The organism is Colwellia sp. E2M01 (assembly GCF_018860585.1).
Lineage (GTDB): Bacteria > Pseudomonadota > Gammaproteobacteria > Enterobacterales > Alteromonadaceae > Colwellia.
Window position 1 is genome coordinate 31362 of sequence record NZ_JAHKPR010000020.1, and the last position, 17080, is coordinate 48441.

At 36.6% G+C, this 17080-nt stretch carries 16 protein-coding genes; 6 read left to right on the plus strand and 10 right to left on the minus strand.

Features of this window, described 5'->3' with window-relative positions:
* Positions 1-175: 175 nt before the first annotated feature.
* A complete protein-coding gene (locus tag KO502_RS03885) occupies positions 176-460 on the plus strand; it encodes a damage-inducible protein J (RefSeq protein ID WP_216021249.1) in 285 nt (94 codons plus the stop codon).
* Positions 457-735: a type II toxin-antitoxin system RelE/ParE family toxin gene (locus KO502_RS03890; RefSeq protein WP_216021250.1), complete on the plus strand. Its 279-nt coding sequence runs from the start codon at positions 457-459 to the stop codon at positions 733-735. The genes KO502_RS03885 and KO502_RS03890 overlap by 4 nt, the downstream gene beginning before the upstream one ends.
* 104 nt (positions 736-839) lie before the next feature.
* Here the strand turns inward: KO502_RS03890 and KO502_RS03895 are convergent, their stop codons facing one another.
* The 4 genes from KO502_RS03895 to KO502_RS03910 all read right to left on the minus strand — a co-directional run bounded on the left by KO502_RS03895 (position 840) and on the right by KO502_RS03910 (position 4625).
* A complete protein-coding gene (locus KO502_RS03895; RefSeq protein ID WP_216021251.1) occupies positions 840-1343 on the minus strand; it encodes a hypothetical protein in 504 nt (167 codons plus the stop codon).
* Positions 1340-1750, minus strand: coding sequence for a hypothetical protein (locus tag KO502_RS03900; protein WP_216021252.1), 411 nt, complete (start codon positions 1748-1750; stop codon positions 1340-1342). The genes KO502_RS03895 and KO502_RS03900 overlap by 4 nt, the downstream gene beginning before the upstream one ends.
* Before the next feature lie 204 nt (positions 1751-1954).
* Positions 1955-2560 (minus strand): GNAT family protein, encoded by a 606-nt coding sequence (locus KO502_RS03905; RefSeq protein ID WP_252730492.1) that lies wholly within the window; start codon positions 2558-2560, stop codon positions 1955-1957.
* Positions 2561-3452: 892 nt separating this feature from the next.
* A complete protein-coding gene (locus KO502_RS03910; protein ID WP_216021254.1) occupies positions 3453-4625 on the minus strand; it encodes an MFS transporter in 1173 nt (390 codons plus the stop codon).
* 148 nt (positions 4626-4773) lie between these two features.
* On the opposite strand from KO502_RS03910, the gene KO502_RS03915 reads away from it, so the two are divergent.
* Complete coding sequence (locus KO502_RS03915) at positions 4774-5661, plus strand: LysR family transcriptional regulator (RefSeq protein WP_216021255.1); 888 nt, start codon at positions 4774-4776, stop codon at positions 5659-5661.
* 363 nt (positions 5662-6024) lie between these two features.
* Here the strand turns inward: KO502_RS03915 and KO502_RS03920 are convergent, their stop codons facing one another.
* From KO502_RS03920 to KO502_RS03935, 4 genes are all read right to left on the minus strand, one after another.
* Complete coding sequence (locus KO502_RS03920) at positions 6025-7212, minus strand: amino acid aminotransferase (RefSeq protein WP_216021256.1); 1188 nt, start codon at positions 7210-7212, stop codon at positions 6025-6027.
* A gap of 232 nt (positions 7213-7444) precedes the next feature.
* Positions 7445-8614, minus strand: coding sequence for a phosphoglycerate dehydrogenase (locus tag KO502_RS03925; protein ID WP_216021257.1), 1170 nt, complete (start codon positions 8612-8614; stop codon positions 7445-7447).
* A gap of 197 nt (positions 8615-8811) precedes the next feature.
* Positions 8812-9927, minus strand: a complete 1116-nt coding sequence (locus tag KO502_RS03930) for a phosphoserine transaminase (protein WP_216021258.1) — start codon at positions 9925-9927, stop codon at positions 8812-8814.
* 510 nt (positions 9928-10437) lie between these two features.
* On the minus strand, positions 10438-12045 hold the full coding sequence (locus KO502_RS03935; protein ID WP_216021259.1) for an arylsulfatase: 1608 nt from the start codon (positions 12043-12045) through the stop codon (positions 10438-10440).
* 524 nt (positions 12046-12569) lie between these two features.
* On the opposite strand from KO502_RS03935, the gene KO502_RS03940 reads away from it, so the two are divergent.
* The gene (locus tag KO502_RS03940) at positions 12570-12776 is read left to right on the plus strand and encodes a ParD-like family protein (RefSeq protein ID WP_216021260.1); all 207 of its coding nucleotides are present in this window, start codon (positions 12570-12572) and stop codon (positions 12774-12776) included.
* Positions 12769-13557 (plus strand): type I methionyl aminopeptidase, encoded by a 789-nt coding sequence (gene map, locus KO502_RS03945; protein ID WP_216021261.1) that lies wholly within the window; start codon positions 12769-12771, stop codon positions 13555-13557. Before KO502_RS03940 ends, map begins: the two co-directional genes overlap by 8 nt.
* A gap of 55 nt (positions 13558-13612) precedes the next feature.
* Here the strand turns inward: map and KO502_RS03950 are convergent, their stop codons facing one another.
* Both KO502_RS03950 and KO502_RS03955 read right to left on the minus strand, forming a co-directional pair.
* Positions 13613-14092, minus strand: a complete 480-nt coding sequence (locus KO502_RS03950; RefSeq protein WP_216021262.1) for an AAA family ATPase — start codon at positions 14090-14092, stop codon at positions 13613-13615.
* A gap of 25 nt (positions 14093-14117) precedes the next feature.
* Positions 14118-15551, minus strand: a complete 1434-nt coding sequence (locus tag KO502_RS03955; protein WP_216021263.1) for a PLP-dependent aminotransferase family protein — start codon at positions 15549-15551, stop codon at positions 14118-14120.
* Between the two features lie 133 nt (positions 15552-15684).
* On the opposite strand from KO502_RS03955, the gene ccoG reads away from it, so the two are divergent.
* Positions 15685-17058 (plus strand): cytochrome c oxidase accessory protein CcoG, encoded by a 1374-nt coding sequence (gene ccoG / locus KO502_RS03960; protein ID WP_252730493.1) that lies wholly within the window; start codon positions 15685-15687, stop codon positions 17056-17058.
* Positions 17059-17080: the final 22 nt, after the last annotated feature.

Here is a 17080-nt window from a genome sequence, read left to right on the forward strand (position 1 = left end):
CGACAAAATATCTCGAAGATGACGTTCGAGAAGTTTGGTGTCAACAATGTTGCCATCCCAAGAAGTACAATTATGGATGAGTGTTACCTTTATTTTTATGAATGGTTTGTAGTTGCCTGCGTATAAAAGCGGTGCTAACATTTGTGTGTACAAAATAAATTAAAGGTAACATATTATGGATACTCGCATTCAATTTAGAGTTGATGAAGAAACTAAACGCCTAGCTCAGTTAATGGCTGAAAGCCAAGGTCGAACATTAAGTGAGGCGTGTAGAGAGCTGACAATAGGCTTAGCGGAAGAGCAACGAAAATCAATGACCCATGATCTGTGGTTAACAGAGCAAATAAATGCGGCATTTGATAAGTTAGATAGTGGTAAAGCAAACTTTATTTCACATGATAAAGCTAAAGAGCAAATGGAAGCCAGAAAGAATAAGATCCGTAATAGAGATAAAATATGATTTTTTGGGAAGAAGAATCACTAAATGATCGTGAAAAGATATTTGAATTTTTATTTGATTTTAATCCTGATGCAGCAGAAAAAACTGACCAAATAATTGAATCGAAAGTTGAAAATTTACTTGAACAGCCATTGATGGGTGTTCAAAGAGATATTTTTAGAGGACGAATATTAATTATTCCCGAAGTATCAATGCTCGTATCTTATTGGGTTGATGGTGAAACTATTCGTATTATGCGTGTTTTACACCAGAAGCAGAAGTTTCCACAAGATTAATAAAGGTGACTACGCTTTGTTAAGCGGTCATAATGGTTGGTTAAAATGTTGAGCTGGACTAAAAAAACAACTGTTTGAGTCCAGCTCAATAGACTTGTAGCTATTTAATTTAACCATACACTTTCAAAAGTATTTACCATATTAAATGGCTGCTTAAGCTCAGAAATATTATTTAAAATAGCTTTAGTTTTATTCGGTAGTTCTTCGTATTTTTGCTCTACAACAAACTCCCCGATGGGAAATAATAATAACTTAATATTAGCAATTTGATTTTCGACATCGATAATTTTTAATTTTTTATTTGCCACCTCTAAATTAAGTAATATTCTGATTAGATCATTATATTCAGGTGAAGCACAGCGTTTAATTGCTTTAATGTTTAAATAGCCCAAGCTTTCACCTGTTGATATAGGTAGTTTTTTTAGTGTATTTATACTATCAGTGGAGAGCTTGTTCTTTTTTGATTGTTCGATACACGAGGCATGACGTAATTTAAAGGATTCAAATTTTTTAGACAACAAATCACTACCAAAATGTATCAAGTCATCTTGATGGGAGTTAGCATTTAACGACATTACAAAAAATAGAATAAATATTATTATTTTCATTTTACCTTACACCCAGAGTAAACAGCTTTCCAAAAGCTTCTTTCTTTGGCTGTTATATTCCCTCTTAGAACTTGAAGGCCAGCAATTGTTTCAATTTGATTATTGGCAAACTTATCAAGTGCTGTAAATGCTTTAAAAAAATACTCCCAGTTGATTGAGTATATATTATATGACGTTTGATTAGGGGTACGTGATATTACTTTAAAGATGTGTGTATTTTCGATCGCAGTTCCACCATTTTTTGCTTGAACAGCTAAACCTCCAAAAATAAGAAGTAAATGACCAATAGAGCTAACCCATAAGCCCGTATTTTTACTTTCGAGAATATTATTTATTGATTGAATAGCTTCTTTACTAGGTGTATCGAATTCCAAACCAATGATAGTTGGGCATACTTTTTTACTCATGTTTAATCCTTTATGTGAGAAAATTAATTTTAATAGTTAAAACTTATTCCATTAGCTAAAAAATACCATGTTATAACGCAAAGGTAAATTTCATTTAAATAACTAACGAGATTTTAGAGCTTCTATTTTTAAAATACAGCCTAAAACCTTACTAAACGGTGTATAATGGTTGGTTTAAAAGTGCGAGGAAAGAAGAGTAGGAAATTATGGATGAGTGTCCCCTTTATAATTTGACTGTTTAAACTTTAAGTGTGTTTTAACCGACAGCCATTCAACATTAATGATTGAGAATACAACCGTATCTCGATAACCACCACTTTTCATTTTTTGATGATTTCTAAGAACCCCATCCTGTTTAGCTCCTAATCGGGCTATAGCAGCTCTAGATGCATGGTTATGCCAGCTTGTTCTAAACTCTACTGCAATGGAGTTTAGTTTTTCAAAAGCATGAGTTAAAAGTAGCAACTTACACTCAGTGTTATACGAAGTTTTTTGGTAACTTTGACTATACCAAGTGTATCCAATTTCTACTCGTTGATTTATTGGATCAGCATTACAAAAACGAGTAGAGCCAATGATTTTTCCATTAGATTTGTCTACAACAACGAAAGGGAGAGCTAAACCTTTAGACTTTTGCTCAAGTGCACTTGAAATATACTCGTTAATGTTCTCTGAATTTGGGACTGATGTGAACCATAAATTCCAAAGCTCTCCATCCGTTGCAGCTTCAACTAAAGGATTGCTATGTTCTAGTGCTAATGGGATTAGCTTTATATTCTCAGACTCTAACTCAAGGTCTTGAAACCACATTTTACTCTCCATGTATGCCCAAATTTAATGAATACAGCTAGTAGCTTATTATGGCTACTTTTAGTAATGTCCGGGCCATAACTTATATTTATAATCTCTTTAATATCCCATATTTTCAATATATTAGAAACTCTAAAATTATTAAAATTTACGTGATTTGATATTACGATGAACTAAGAATAACTGTCTAATTAACACCTAACTAACAGCTAAGCAAAAAGTGTCATCCCCGAAGTCTCTTGTCGGGGAATCCAGTTCTTGCATTTATTCTATAAAGTACAATCGATCTTCGATCAGACACCTTGAAGATGACGAGATCACAGGTATAAGTTTATCTTAGCTGAGCATCATATATCGTAGTGTCATCCCCGAAGTCTCTTGTCGGGGATCCAGTTTTTGCATTTATTCTAAAAGTAAAATGGATCTTCGATCAGATATCTCGAAGATGACGAGCTCATAGGTATAAGTTTATCTTAGTTGAGCATCATATATCGTAGTGTCATCCCCGAAGTCTTTTGTCGGGGATCCAGTTTTTGCATTTATTCTAAAAGTACAATGGATCTTCGATCAGATACCTAGAAGACGTTTTGAGTAGGGTACTGCCGTAATCACGCTGTAATAAACACAAAAAAGCCCGCTTTACAGTGATGTAAAGCGGGCTTTTTTATTGAATCGATTTTGCTAATCGTTATTAAAGTACTTTAGCAATTGATTGCGCTAAGTAATCAACGTTGTCAGCTGAGATACCAACAAGGCTGATATGCCTAAAGCAACAATGTAAACACTGTAATTGCCTAGTTTAACTTTGATACACATTTATAATATAAATCATAGAATGTAATATATTGGTTATTGTATCAATGACCCGCATCGTATTTTCGAGCTTGATAAGTTATGACCGATTGTCACCTCTATTATCAAGCATCCCACTATAACGCGTTAAAATAAGAGCGACTAAAACAACAATGGCGGCTACCCAAGGTGTATTCATTAACCCATGTTCAGCAACAATATTACCACCTCCCCATGCGCCTATTGCAATACCCACGTTAAAAGCAGCAATATTTAACCCAGATGCTACATCTACAGCATCTGGAGTGTGCTTTTCGGCTAGTTTAACCACGTATACTTGTAAACCTGGAACATTTCCAAAAGCAAACGCTCCCCAAACCAAAATAGTAAGTACTGCTGCTATGGGGTTGTAAGCGGTAAAGCTCAGCATCAATAATATACCAGAAAGGCCAGCAAAAATTATTGTTAGGGCTTTAATTGGCCCCAAGTTATCAGCCATTTTACCTCCCCAGATATTACCAACAGCAACAGACACACCATAAACTAAAAGTATCAGGGCAACAGAACTAGAATCAAAACCACTCACTTCATTAAGAATTGGCGCTAAGTAAGTAAAGGCGATAAATGTTCCACCGTAGCCAATAGCAGTTATTGCATAAACTAATAGTAATCTAGGATGAGTTAATACTTTTAATTGTACTGAGATTTTAGTCGGTTTGGCTTGTTTTAAATTACTAGGTACTAATATGCCGCTGCCAATCATAGCTAGTAAACCTAAAATAGATACTGTTAAAAATGTTGCCTCCCAGCCAAAAATTTGACCGATATATGTACCTAGTGGCACCCCTGTAACTAAAGCCACAGTTAACCCTGTAAACATGATGGCAATAGCACTTGCTCCTTTTTCCTTCGGTACTAAACCTGTCGCAATAGTCGAACCAATTGAGAAGAAAACACCATGTGCTAATCCTGTTATTATTCGGGCTACTATCAATGCTTCAAAGCTTGGTGCTTGCCAAGCAACTAAGTTGCCAATAACAAATAAACCCATAACGAATAGTAAGACATGCTTTCTATTCCATCTACTGGTTAGCGCTGTTAATACGGGGGCTCCTATGGCGACGCCTAAAGCATAAAGGCTAACCAGTAAGCCTGCTGAAGGTATAGTTACATTAAGGTCTTGTGCCATTGTTGGCAGTAATCCAACAATCACGAATTCTGTTGTTCCTATGGCAAAGGCGCTAAGCGCTAATGCTATCAATGCGAGTGGCATTTTGTTCTCCAAATTAATTTGTTTAATAGAAATAAAGTAATGGCTTAATTAAACTCATTACTTTATTTGTTGATGCAATTATTAACTGATAAACTTTTGTAATAAATAGTGCTATTTACAAAATATATTTGTAGTAAATGAGGTTAATGTGAATTTAAAAACAAGATCCGATGACTTAGAGCTTTTATTAGCTGTTATTGAGTTTGGGGGGTTCTCTGCAGCAGCAGATGCACTTAATATTCAAGTAGCTCGTATATCTCGTTCAGTTACTAAAATAGAAAAAGCACTAAATACGGCTATTTTAATTAGAACAACTAGGCGAGTAATGCTAACAGATGAAGGAAAAAGGTTTATTGATGGGGTAAATTTAGGCCTGAAACATATCGAAAATGCAGAAGCAGATATAATTGTTAAGGGTAAGCTACCTCAAGGAAAGTTGCGTGTTGACGCAGCGAGTCCGTTTATACTTCATCAATTAGCACCTCATATGAATGCATTTATTCAGGCCTACCCTGAAATAGAGATTGAATTGAATTCTAACGAGGCTATTGTTGATTTAATTGAAAAGCGCACTGATGTAGCAATAAGAATAGGAAAATTAGAAGACTCTACCTTACATGCTAGAGCATTAGGAAAAAGCCCTCTTTTTATTGTCGCATCACCAGAGTATCTTGCACAAAATGGTTTACCAAGAACGCCTAATGATCTTAACAGTCATAAATTAATTGGTTTCTCAAATATAAAATCACTAAACCGATGGCCTGTTAAAGGTTTGGATAATGTAAACCCGACAATAACAGCGAGTAATGGAGAAACTATCCGGCAACTAGCTTTAGCTGGAAGTGGTATCACTTGTTTATCTGGTTTTATGGTTAATACAGATATTGAATCAGGTCAGTTAATCTCACTCTTTGAACCATATAGACTAATCGGTACTGATCGTGAATTAGTAAATGCTGTTTACTATAAATCTTCATCTGTTGCTGAAAGAGTTACTGCATTTATTGATTTTATTAGGCCGAGATTAACATTGTAATAATTGATATTTTTTCTTCTTTATCTACCGAAACCAAAAGAGAAAAAATCTAAATGCTGCTTGCAGCTCATTGTGGCATCACATTATAAGATGAACTATTGTAGCTTTGCCGGTAACTTACTTCATGAAATGCAAAGAATATAACTTACCTGTGTAAATTCAATAGTAACTTCTTAAGATTACTGATCAAGCTATAGGTAATGTTGTGGCTCAGCGTCTTTAATGAGCATTTATCATAAAACTAACGTTAAAACACAAAAAAGCCCGCTTTACATAACGTAAAGCGGGCTTTTTATTAACTGAAATATTGCTACCTAAGGTTCGAATATTTCAGTTAACTATTACTTTATAAATAATTAAAAATTAAAGTACTTTAGCAATTGATTGCGCTAAGTAATCAACATTGTCGCTTGAAATACCAGCAAGGCTGATACGGCTAGAGCCAACAATGTAAATACTGTAGTCGTCTTGTAATTGCTGTACTTGCTCAGGGGTTATACCTAAGAAAGAGAACATACCGTTTTGTTTAGCAATAAAGCTAAAGTCACGAGTTACACCGTTTTCAGCTATTTTATCAACAAGTAGCTGGCGCATGTCGTTAATGCGGTTACGCATTTCAGCTAGCTCGCCGTGCCATTGTGTAGTTAATTCGTCAGAGCCTAAAATAGTCTCAACAATTGCTGCACCGTGAGCTGGTGGCATTGAGTAAACAACACGCACAACAGATAATAATACTGAGCTGATAATGTCTGCAGCAATGGCGCTACGACCAATGATAGAACAAGCACCAATACGCTCACGGTATAAACCGAAGTTTTTAGAACATGAACTACAAATAATCATTTGCTCAACAGTGTCAGCCATTAAACGTAAACCGTAAGCATCGCTGTCTAAGTCTGTACCAAAACCTTGGTAAGCCATGTCAACAACAGGCATAAAACCAATTTCTTTAGTTACTTGAGCAACTTGCTGCCATTGCTCTTGGCTTAAGTCCATACCACTTGGGTTATGACAACAAGCGTGTAATAACACGGCATCATCTTTAGATACTTGTTTTAATGCGTCAAGCATTGCGTCAAAGTCTAAACATTTGTTTTCGTAATCGTAGTAAGGGTAAGTTTTAACGATTAAACCTGCAGCTTCAAACACACCTTTGTGGTTTGCCCAAGTTGGGTTACTTACCCAAATTGTTGCGCCCGGAGTACATTTTTTAATGAATTCGCCCGCAACACGTAAAGCGCCTGTACCACCTGGAGTAGATACTGTTTTAATACGTTTTTCAGCAATAACTTTATGGTCGCCTAAAATAAGGGCTGTCATTCGGTCATTAAAATCTGCAGAGCCAGCAGAGCCTAAGTAAGCTTTGCTTAATTCGTTATCTACACGAAATTGCTCAGCTGTTTTAACACAAGCTAAAACAGGTGTATTACCTAAAGCATCTTTATAAATACCAGCACCAAGATCTATTTTGTTAGGGTTAGTATCTGCTTTAAATTTTACTGACAAACCTAATATAGGATCTGCCGGCAGTTGCTTTAATTCTGAAAACATACGTTTTGCTACCTTTGTTTAAAATTTTATTTGATTCCCATGCGCTAAGGGAAAACTATGAACGATAATGGCGGCGATTATACCTTAATTTATGTGAATACCGCAGCTTTTATACGCAAAAAACACACAAAAAAAGCATTTATCTATTCGATAAATGCTTTTTATAATTTAATACTTTTGGGACGTAATTTTTACTTGTGTGTTAAGACGCTTTAACTACTTTTAGCTATTTTTAAACCCTGCGAACATGAAACACGTGTTCAACGCTAGATAGCTTTTCAAGCAACGCTGGCGTTGGCTCTTGTTCAATATCCACAATGGTATAAGCAATGTCATCACGGCTTTTGTTAACCATATCAAGTACGTTGATATTTAAGTCAGCTAACAGGTTTAAAATAGTGCCTAATACTTTAGGAATATTGTCGTTGGCAAAGGTTAAGCGGTAACCTGTAGTCCGCTCCATAGCAACAGCAGGGAAGTTGACTGAATTAACAATATTGCCATTATCTAAAAAGTCAATTAATTGGTTGGCACCCATTACTGCACAATTTTCTTCGGCTTCAACGGTACTTGCACCTAAGTGAGGGAATAACGTTGATTTACCGTGATTAATTAAGCCTTCACTCGGAAAATCTGAAAGGTGCGCACCTAGTTTACCTGAATCTAATGCGCTAATAACCGCTGCTTCGTCAACTAGTTCACCACGCGCTAAGTTAATTAACACCATGCCATCTTTCGCGGCTGAAAACGCATCTTCGTTCATCATCCCAATAGTTGGCTTGATAGCAGGTACATGTAAAGTTACATAGTCAGAACGCGCTAATAAAGAATTAAGGTTTTCAGCACGGCTAACTTGTGATGATAATTGCCAAGCAGCTTCTACGCTTAATGCAGGATCATAACCAATAACTTTCATGCCTAAGCTAATAGCCATGTTGGCAACTTTTGCACCAATTGCGCCTAAACCGACAACACCTAAGGTTTTACCGATAAGTTCAGTGCCGCCATATTGCTTTTTACCGGCTTCTACTTTTTTATTTAATTCTGCGGCATCGGTTTCTGAAGCTAATGTAGCAACATAATCCATACTTTGGGTAATACCACGAGAGCCTAATAATAAACTCGTTAATACTAATTCTTTAACAGCGTTGGCGTTGGCTCCTGGTGTATTAAAAACAACAATACCTTTTGGCGTATAATCAGAAACAGGAATGTTATTAACACCAGCGCCAGCACGAGCAATGGCAAGTACAGAGCTAGGTAACACTTCATTATGCAATTTATGGCTACGTAATAAAATAGCGTCGGGTGTTTCGCAAGCGGCGTCAACTTCGTAATGATTTGCAGGGAATTTATTTAAACCGACGGTGGCGATGTTATTGTATGTTCTGATCTTTTTCATATAAGTCTCTTTAATTTTTATTGTTGAAATAAATGAAATGAGCCATTTTATAGGTTAACTCGATGAATTTATTAGATTGAATTTATTCGATACTTTATACTTCTGTTGTGAGGGGGGCCTTGATAAGGCAGTCTTTATACTTAAAATATTTAGGTAATAAAAAGCCTGTTATTTCTTCAAATAACAGGCTGATATAGTTAGGCCGTTGCTTGTTGGTATGCCCAAGTTAGCCATGGCAGTAGTGCAACAAGATCTGATTTTTCAACTGTTGCACCACACCAAATACGTAAACCTGCTGGTGCGTCACGATAAGCGCCAATATCAAAAGCAACTTCTTCGCTATCAAGTAATTTAACAATAGTTTTTACTTGGTCTTCATCCGCTTTTAAGACGAAACAAACGCTGGTATTTGAAGTGATTGCTGGTGTTTTCGCTAAGAAATCAATCCAATCGTTTTCTGCAACAAAATCAGCTAATACCTGTAAGTTAGCTTCACTCTTAGCAACTGCGGCAGGTAAACCACCAATTTCATCAACCCAGTTTAAAGCGTCGAGGTAATCTTCAACACATAGCATTGAAGGAGTATTAATGGTTGCGCCTTTAAAAATACCGTCGATTAATTTACCGCCTTTGGTTAAACCAAATACTTTTGGCACAGGCCAAGCTGGCGTGTAAGACTCTAAACGCTCTACTGCACGAGGGCCTAAAATTAACATACCGTGTCCACCTTCGCCGCCAAGTACTTTTTGCCAGCTAAAGGTTGCGACATCAATTTTGCTCCAATCAAGTTCCATGGCAAAAACAGCACTGGTTGCATCACAAATCGTTAAACCAGTACGGTCATCACTGATCCAATCTGCGTTTTCAACTTTAACGCCTGACGTTGTACCGTTCCATGTGAAAATAGTATCGTGATCAGGGTTAGCTTTTGAAAAATCAGGTAATTCACCGTAGCCACCTGTAAAAGTTTGAGCGTCGGCTAATTTTAATTGTTTAGCAACGTCAGTTCCCCAACCAGAGCCAAAAGACTCCCATGCAAAAACATCAACAGGGCGTTCGCCTAATAATGACCACATGGCCATTTCCATAGCGCCAGTATCAGAGCCTGGGACAATACCTACTTTATAACCTTCAGGTAAGTTTAATAAACGGATTGTTTCGGTAATGGCTTTTTCTAAACGTGCTTTACCTAAGCTACTACGATGTGAGCGACCTAAGCTGTCTGTATTTAAGGCAGCAAGACTATAACCAGGACGCTTTGTACATGGGCCTGAAGAGAAGTTAGGGTTAGCTGGTTTAGTATTCGGTTTCATTAATGTTCCTTGATCATTCGGTCGTTGATGTTGCTTCTAATTAAGGTAAAAAAGAGCAAAAATATTATTCGCTAAAATACTGCCCTAATTCGCATAAGTATTCAACACTATGATGAGGAATTGAGCGATAAGATGAACTTATATTAATTAAGTGATCTATTTTAAACGGAGCTAAAGTTATTAAATACAAGGCATTTATTTAATCACTAATTGTTCAGGACAGTTGCACCTGCATTGTCTAATAAGCTGCATCCATGCAGCGTTAATTATTAAATAAATAACGCTGTAGTTAGTGGTTTTAGGCCGTATAAATGTTCACTTAGTTTGTGAGGTTGGTATTAATCACATATTTATAAAAACATTGATTCTGTTGAGTTTTCAAATTAACTATGTCACTTCAATTGATATAAGTGAATTTAAAGGGATTTAAGAAGGAAATGAGCAGAAGGTGGATTGATGCTTAGTGAGTGACATATTTAAAAATACTGTCACTCACTCGTGATTGCAAGGTTACCTTTCGCTTTGAGCAACAATAGCGTCAATGCGCTTTTGTAGGTGGGCAACTTTTTCTGGTTGCGCTGATGCGAGGTTATTAAGTTCGCTTGGATCGTTGGCCAAATCAAAAAGTTGAGCAGCATTCATCATACCACTTTCAATATTTTTTCCATTGCGTATCCAGCCGTCGTCATTTTTCGTAGGACTAATGTATTTAAAATTATGCTCACGGATAGACAGTGTGTACGCTTCTTCAATTAACTCTGTTCGACCCTTTTGTGAAGCGTTAAACCAAGCTGATAAATGGTTTTGGCTATCAATGGCTTCATCATTGGCTAACGGTAAGTTAAGTAAATGAGCTACTGATGCGTAAACATCAATTTGACTCATTAAAGCATTGCTGGTGCCTGGAGATACTTTATTTGGATAGTGCACAATGGTCGGCATGCGTGTACCTGCTTCATAAGCGCTATACTTTCCGCCACGGTAAGGTCCAGCAGGTTTATGCTCACCTAATAACTGAATTGCCTCGTCATGATAACCGTCGGTTAATACTGGACCATTATCACTAGTGAAAATAATTAGGGTATTGTTTAATACTCCTTGCGCTTTTAATTGATTAACCACTTGCCCTGTTATCCAATCCATTTGCACGATAGCATCGCCACGAACGCCCATTGAACTTTTACCTTTAAACATGTCATTAGGTAAGCGTGGAACGTGAATGTCGTGGAATGAAAAGAATAAGAAAAAAGGGTTTTCTTTATTTTTAGCAATAAAGTGATTTGCTTTGTTAGTGAAAACAGTATGAAAATCCTCATCAACCCATTCTGCACTTTTACCGCCCGCCATATGGCCAATGCGGCTAATGCCGTTAATGATGGTTTCATTGTGTTGATCGTCTGCAGCTTGGCGTCTTAAGTCAGGGTTTTCATAACCGGTAGGGCGGTTACCTATTTTACCCGTGTAGCTAACGGTTAAAGGATCATTTTTATCAAGATTAAGAACATGATGATTTTCAAGGTAAACGGCTGGAACTCGGTCTCCAGTTGCGGGTAATAAAAAGCTGTAATCAAAACCTATTTCAAGTGGTCCAGGGGTAACGGCTTCGTTCCAATTAAGTGGTTTACTACCATCGCCTAGACCTAAGTGCCACTTACCAACAACGGCTGTTTGGTAGCCCGCTTTTTTTAATAATTTAGGTAATGTCGGTTGTTCTGTACCAATAAGTAAAGGAGCATCACCTTTTAATACTTCTGCTTTTTTACGAAAAGCATGTTCACCCGTAAGTAACGAATAACGTGAAGGTGTGCAGGTTGCCGCAGAGCTGTGTGCGTCGGTAAAGTTAATACCATTATGTGCCAAGGCGTCGATATTTGGAGTTGAAACACCTTTAGCGCCATTAACACCAATATCGCCAAAACCTAAATCATCAACATAAAATATAACGATATTAGGTTTGTCGGTATTGTTAGTTGTAACCTTGACAGGTGATACCGATGTACTTTCTTTGTCATTATCTGACGTAGTATTACAGCCGACCAATGCGAATAAACTCAAAGGTACTAAAATATTTTTAGGGTTTATGAAGCAGCTGAAGACGTATTTTATTGTTTTTATCATAGTTAATTCCTTGAAATTTATTTATACCCGTTATCATTTAAGATGCATGTTTCAGAGCACTTTGAATAACGGGGATATATCCTACCCCAAATCAATATGTTCTTATATAGGGCATCCTATATAAAGGGCTTAAAGTAAGGTTACTTTATTAAACGAACTTTTGATTAAGATTATTAATAACACCAGGCCATTTTGAATCTGTAGCGCCTTGTTCGTATTATCACAAAGCGTTAATCCTAAACTAATCATTAACGCTAGTGCTAATCTTTTTTTGTTTCATTTGATTACATTTAATTAGTATTTTTTAGTATATAGATGAGGTGACTTCGCTAAAGCAAAGCTACTACTCAGCAAGTATTAAGATTTGGAAAGAACTTTAAAGAGGTTATTGGTTGTTAATTAATATTGAGCAAATATATGAACTTGGTATCTATTGCTTATTTGTATATAATATATATACGATTTATATATGTTTCGTTTCTTAAACATTTGTTCTGTTATCAATGAAAGTAGTGGATTAGGTTATGGGTATAGTAAAAATTTCAGAGTCATTACACGAAGAAATTAGAAAATCGAGTAGTGTTATGTCGCGCTCTATTAATTCTCAAGCAGAGTTTTGGATCAAAGTGGGAATGCTCGCTGAGTGCAACCCTACTTTGTCATTTCATGAGATCATGAAAAAAGAGCTATTAAAACAAGAACAGACAATAGCGGAGAGTTTTTATGAGTGATCATAGCTTTGAACAGAATAATCCCACCATAAAAACAGAGGCAGAAATCGCGTTGATGCGAGAATCTGGTCAGCTACTTGCGCAAGTATTTGCTATGTTAGATGATTTTATTGTTGAGGGAATTACGACCCTAGAAATAGACAGTAAAGTTGAAGACTTTATTACCAATACGTTGCACGCACGTCCAGCGAGTAAAGGTCAATACGGTTATAAATTTTCATTAAACTCATCGGTAAATGATGTGGTTTGTCACGGTATTCCTAATACTTATAAATTAAAAGGCAGTGATATTGTTAATATTGATATCACCTTAGAAAAAAATGGTTACATTAGTGATTCAAGCAAAATGTATACTTTTAGCAATACCAGCGTATTAGCAAGACGATTAGTGAAAGTAACCTACGATGCTATGTGGCAGGGCATTAAATTAGTTAAACCTGGCGCAACCTTAGGTGATATTGGTCATGCCATTCAAAAGTATACTGAAGCAGCAGGTTACTCGGTAGTACGAGAATATTGTGGTCATGGCATAGGTAAAGAAATGCATGAAGCGCCGCAGGTGCTGCATTATGGTAAGGCGGCAACAGGGCTAAAGCTAAAAGCAGGAATGACGTTTACCATTGAGCCGATGATCAACCAAGGAAGCTATAAAACCAAACAGAAGAAAGATGGTTGGACAGTGGTTACTCGCGATAAAAAACTGTCAGCACAGTGGGAGCATACTATTTTAGTAACAAGTACGGGTTTTGAGGTGCTAACTTTGCGCGAAGAAGAGCGTTAGTTTACGGAGTTTAGCTAACTGAGTTTAGTTTACTGAGTCCAGTTTAATTTGTGCTTTAACTATTAGTAGTTCTTCGCTCTTTTTTACCGGTAAACTCATCATATAATGCCGTATGCGTTTTGTGTGAAAAAGTGTCCTCCCGTTTTGTATATTGTCTAATCCATTCTATCAACATCCCTAAATTAGCATCTTGCGCGGCTTCGCTTTCATATTTGTGCGGCTCCCAAGGGCGTTTTTTAGCATTGTCTATACAAGCTTCCACAGGTAAATCTAAAAAAATAATGTTATCGGCTTTTGCTGTGAGTAATTGCAGCAAGTCTGCGTAACAGCCTTCAATAACCCAGCTTTTATGTTTATTAATATAGTCTTCGAGAAAAAACTTGTTGTCTGCAATAGGTGTACGCGTTGGCGGTGAGGTTACTTGCCACGCAATAGTGTCTAAATCTAAATGAGCAATATTATTGTCGGTGCTGATTTTTTTAGCTAATGTTGATTTTCCTGAGCCAGAATTGCCGAATATTAAGGTTTTTGTCAAAATTATCTCCTGATTAAGCGAATGGTTAACGAGATCCTAACGGATAGCTTAGTATGTTTTTACACAAGTCACCCAGCTTTATCAATGCCTTTAGCCTATGACCGGTAGTTGAGTGAGCGAAGCTGAGCCTGATGAAGTTTGAATAATTATCTGTAGAGGTAAACAACCTGCCAGGAGTAATGATTATGCCTTCGGCTAGGGCATTATTATACAGCTTGAGCGTATTAATTTGTTTAGGTAGTTCAATCCAAATACTAAGCCCGCCTTCGGGGGTGGTAAAATTTGTTGATACTTGCCAGTGGTTTTTAATGCCGTTAATTAGCTGGTTTCGTTGTGCTAATAATATTTTTCGATATTGCAGTAAATGCCGTTCAAAACTGCCATCAGCCATAAAACTTGTTAAGCCATTTTGAACTGCTTGGCTAGTTGATAATTGATAGACTAACTTAAGATGCGTTACTTTTTTGTAATGCTTCTTCGTTACTATCCAGCCAATACGTAAATCGCGTGATAGCGACTTTGAAAAAGAACTGCAAAGTATTACTTTGTCTTGCGTATCAAAACTCTTCAAGGGTTTTACATTACTATGAAAACCTAAATCACCGTAAATATCATCTTCAATTAAGGTGATGTTTTTCTCAACGGCTAAGGCAACCATTTTTTGTTTTTCATTATCTGTCATTAGTGCGCCAGTAGGCGTGGAAAAATTAGCGGTTAGCACGCAGGCTTTAATTTGCCATTTATTCGTGGCATCCCTTAATGTTTCTGCTGTTATACCTGTTGTGAAACTACTGGGTAGCTCTACCACTTTTACCTGTAAATGCTCTAGCAATTGTAATACACCATAAAAAGCAGGGCTTTCAATCGCGACAATATCTCCAGCTTTACAAGTTGAGGTTAGGGCGAGGAATAAGCTGTTTTGACAGCCTGAGGTAATACATATCTCGTCTGCTGCAATATTAATATCACGCTTTCTGTAATGTTTACTAATTTGCTGCCTCAGTTCTTCATCGCCTTGAGGAGCAGAGTAATATAAAGCATTACTGTGTGGTTTATTTCTTAATGAACGACTGATATGGCGATTGAGTAACAATAAATTTTGTGGTGTTTGTGCGTTGTCTATAGGTTTTGGCGCAATATCAAAAGCAGCACCTCGTTTCATTATTTCATAAAATAACTCAGGTACATTTATAAGGGTGGGCACACTCATTACTAAGGGAGCACTATTAATATACGATGCTTGTTTGCTGGCAGATACATAATAACCAGACTTTATTTTAACAAAAATAATGTCTCGAGCCTCTAAAGTATGCAGGGCTTTTTGCACGGATATTTTTGAACAAGAATAGGTTTTTGCTAACGCTCTAATTGAAGGGAGTTTTTCATTTTCTTGCCATTTACCCTCGTCAATTTGAGCTTTTAACGTATTAGCGAGTTGTTCGTATTTGAATTGTCGCACCTGCTTTCACCAATATAGTTTTTTAATCTGTACCTATTATAGTTTATTTGTGTGTATCTATTAATAACAGATTTGACCTTTAGACTGCATATATCGTAATTGGTTAGCGGAGAAAAAGGTGAGTTCACCCTATTTGTCAAACAACAATCTTATTTTTAAAACAGCTGTCACTGATGACAAAATTTATATTCGAGAGCAGCAAGGTCGTTTTCAAAAAATCCGACGGTTATTAAGTTCCTTATTGATGATTATTTTTGTGTTAACGCCATTTATTAACTACGACGGCGAGCAAGCAATACTTATTGATATTGGCCAACAAAAAATACATATATTTGCTTTTACTTTGTTTCCACAAGACTTAGTTATTTTTTGCTTATTTGGTATTTTTTCAGCCTTTTTATTATTTTATGTGACAAAAATATATGGTCGGGTGTGGTGTGGTTTTACTTGTCCGCAAACTATTTGGATGCTCATGTTCAACTGGGTTGAACGTAGAATTGAAGGTAGTCACAACCACAGTAAAGCATTAGACAAACAACCTATTAGCTTAAATAAAGTGACTAAAAAAGTATTAAAGCATGTTATTTGGGGCAGTATTTCATTATTTACTGCTTTGGTATTCATCTCTTATTTCATACCTGTAGATGAACTTTATTATTCTTTTTTTACGTTAAAATCTTCAGTTATTGTTTTCTCTTGGGTGTTATTTTTCGCACTATGTACTTATATCAATGCGGGTTGGATACGGGAAAAAATGTGTTTGCATATGTGTCCTTACGCACGTTTTCAGTCAGCAATGTTTGATCAGTCAACCAAGCTTGTTAGTTATGATGCTGTTCGTGGCGAAAACCGAGGAAAAAGAAAAATAACAGCGCCCAAAAATGCAAATATGGGCGATTGTGTCGATTGTAATTTGTGCGTGCAAGTATGTCCTGTAGGTATTGATATAAGAGAAGGGATGCAGTACGAGTGTATTAATTGTGGTTTATGTGTTGATGCCTGTGATATGACCATGACTAAGTTTAATTACCCTAAAGGACTTATTGCATTTTCCGCGACTAAAAGTACAAAATCTCCTTGGAAAAAACATTTAAGTTATGGTTCATGCGTTACTTTAAGCCTTGTTGCCATGGTTGTTTGGGGAATAAATTGGCAAAGTTTTGAGGTAAATATCATAAGAGATAGGCAGGCGCTGTATAGTGTTAATCAAGACGGTAAAATACAAAACACTTATTTATTTAAAATCAGAAATAAATCTAACCAAGCTAAGGTCTATCAAATTAACCTTGTTGACTTCAATAATGGTCATATTGTCGAAGACAGCAAAGAAAGTCATCATAAAATAGCAGTACAACCGCAGGAATTGAAAATATCAGCCATTAGTGTGGTGGTTGATGACCATCAAATGAAAAGGCGCCGTGATATTACTTTTGATGTGGTTGAAGCAGCGAGTAACAGTAGCATCACTAAAAACAGCTCTTTTTATAGTGGCAGTGGCGGCTGGTAATAGATCAGTCTATTACTGCCGC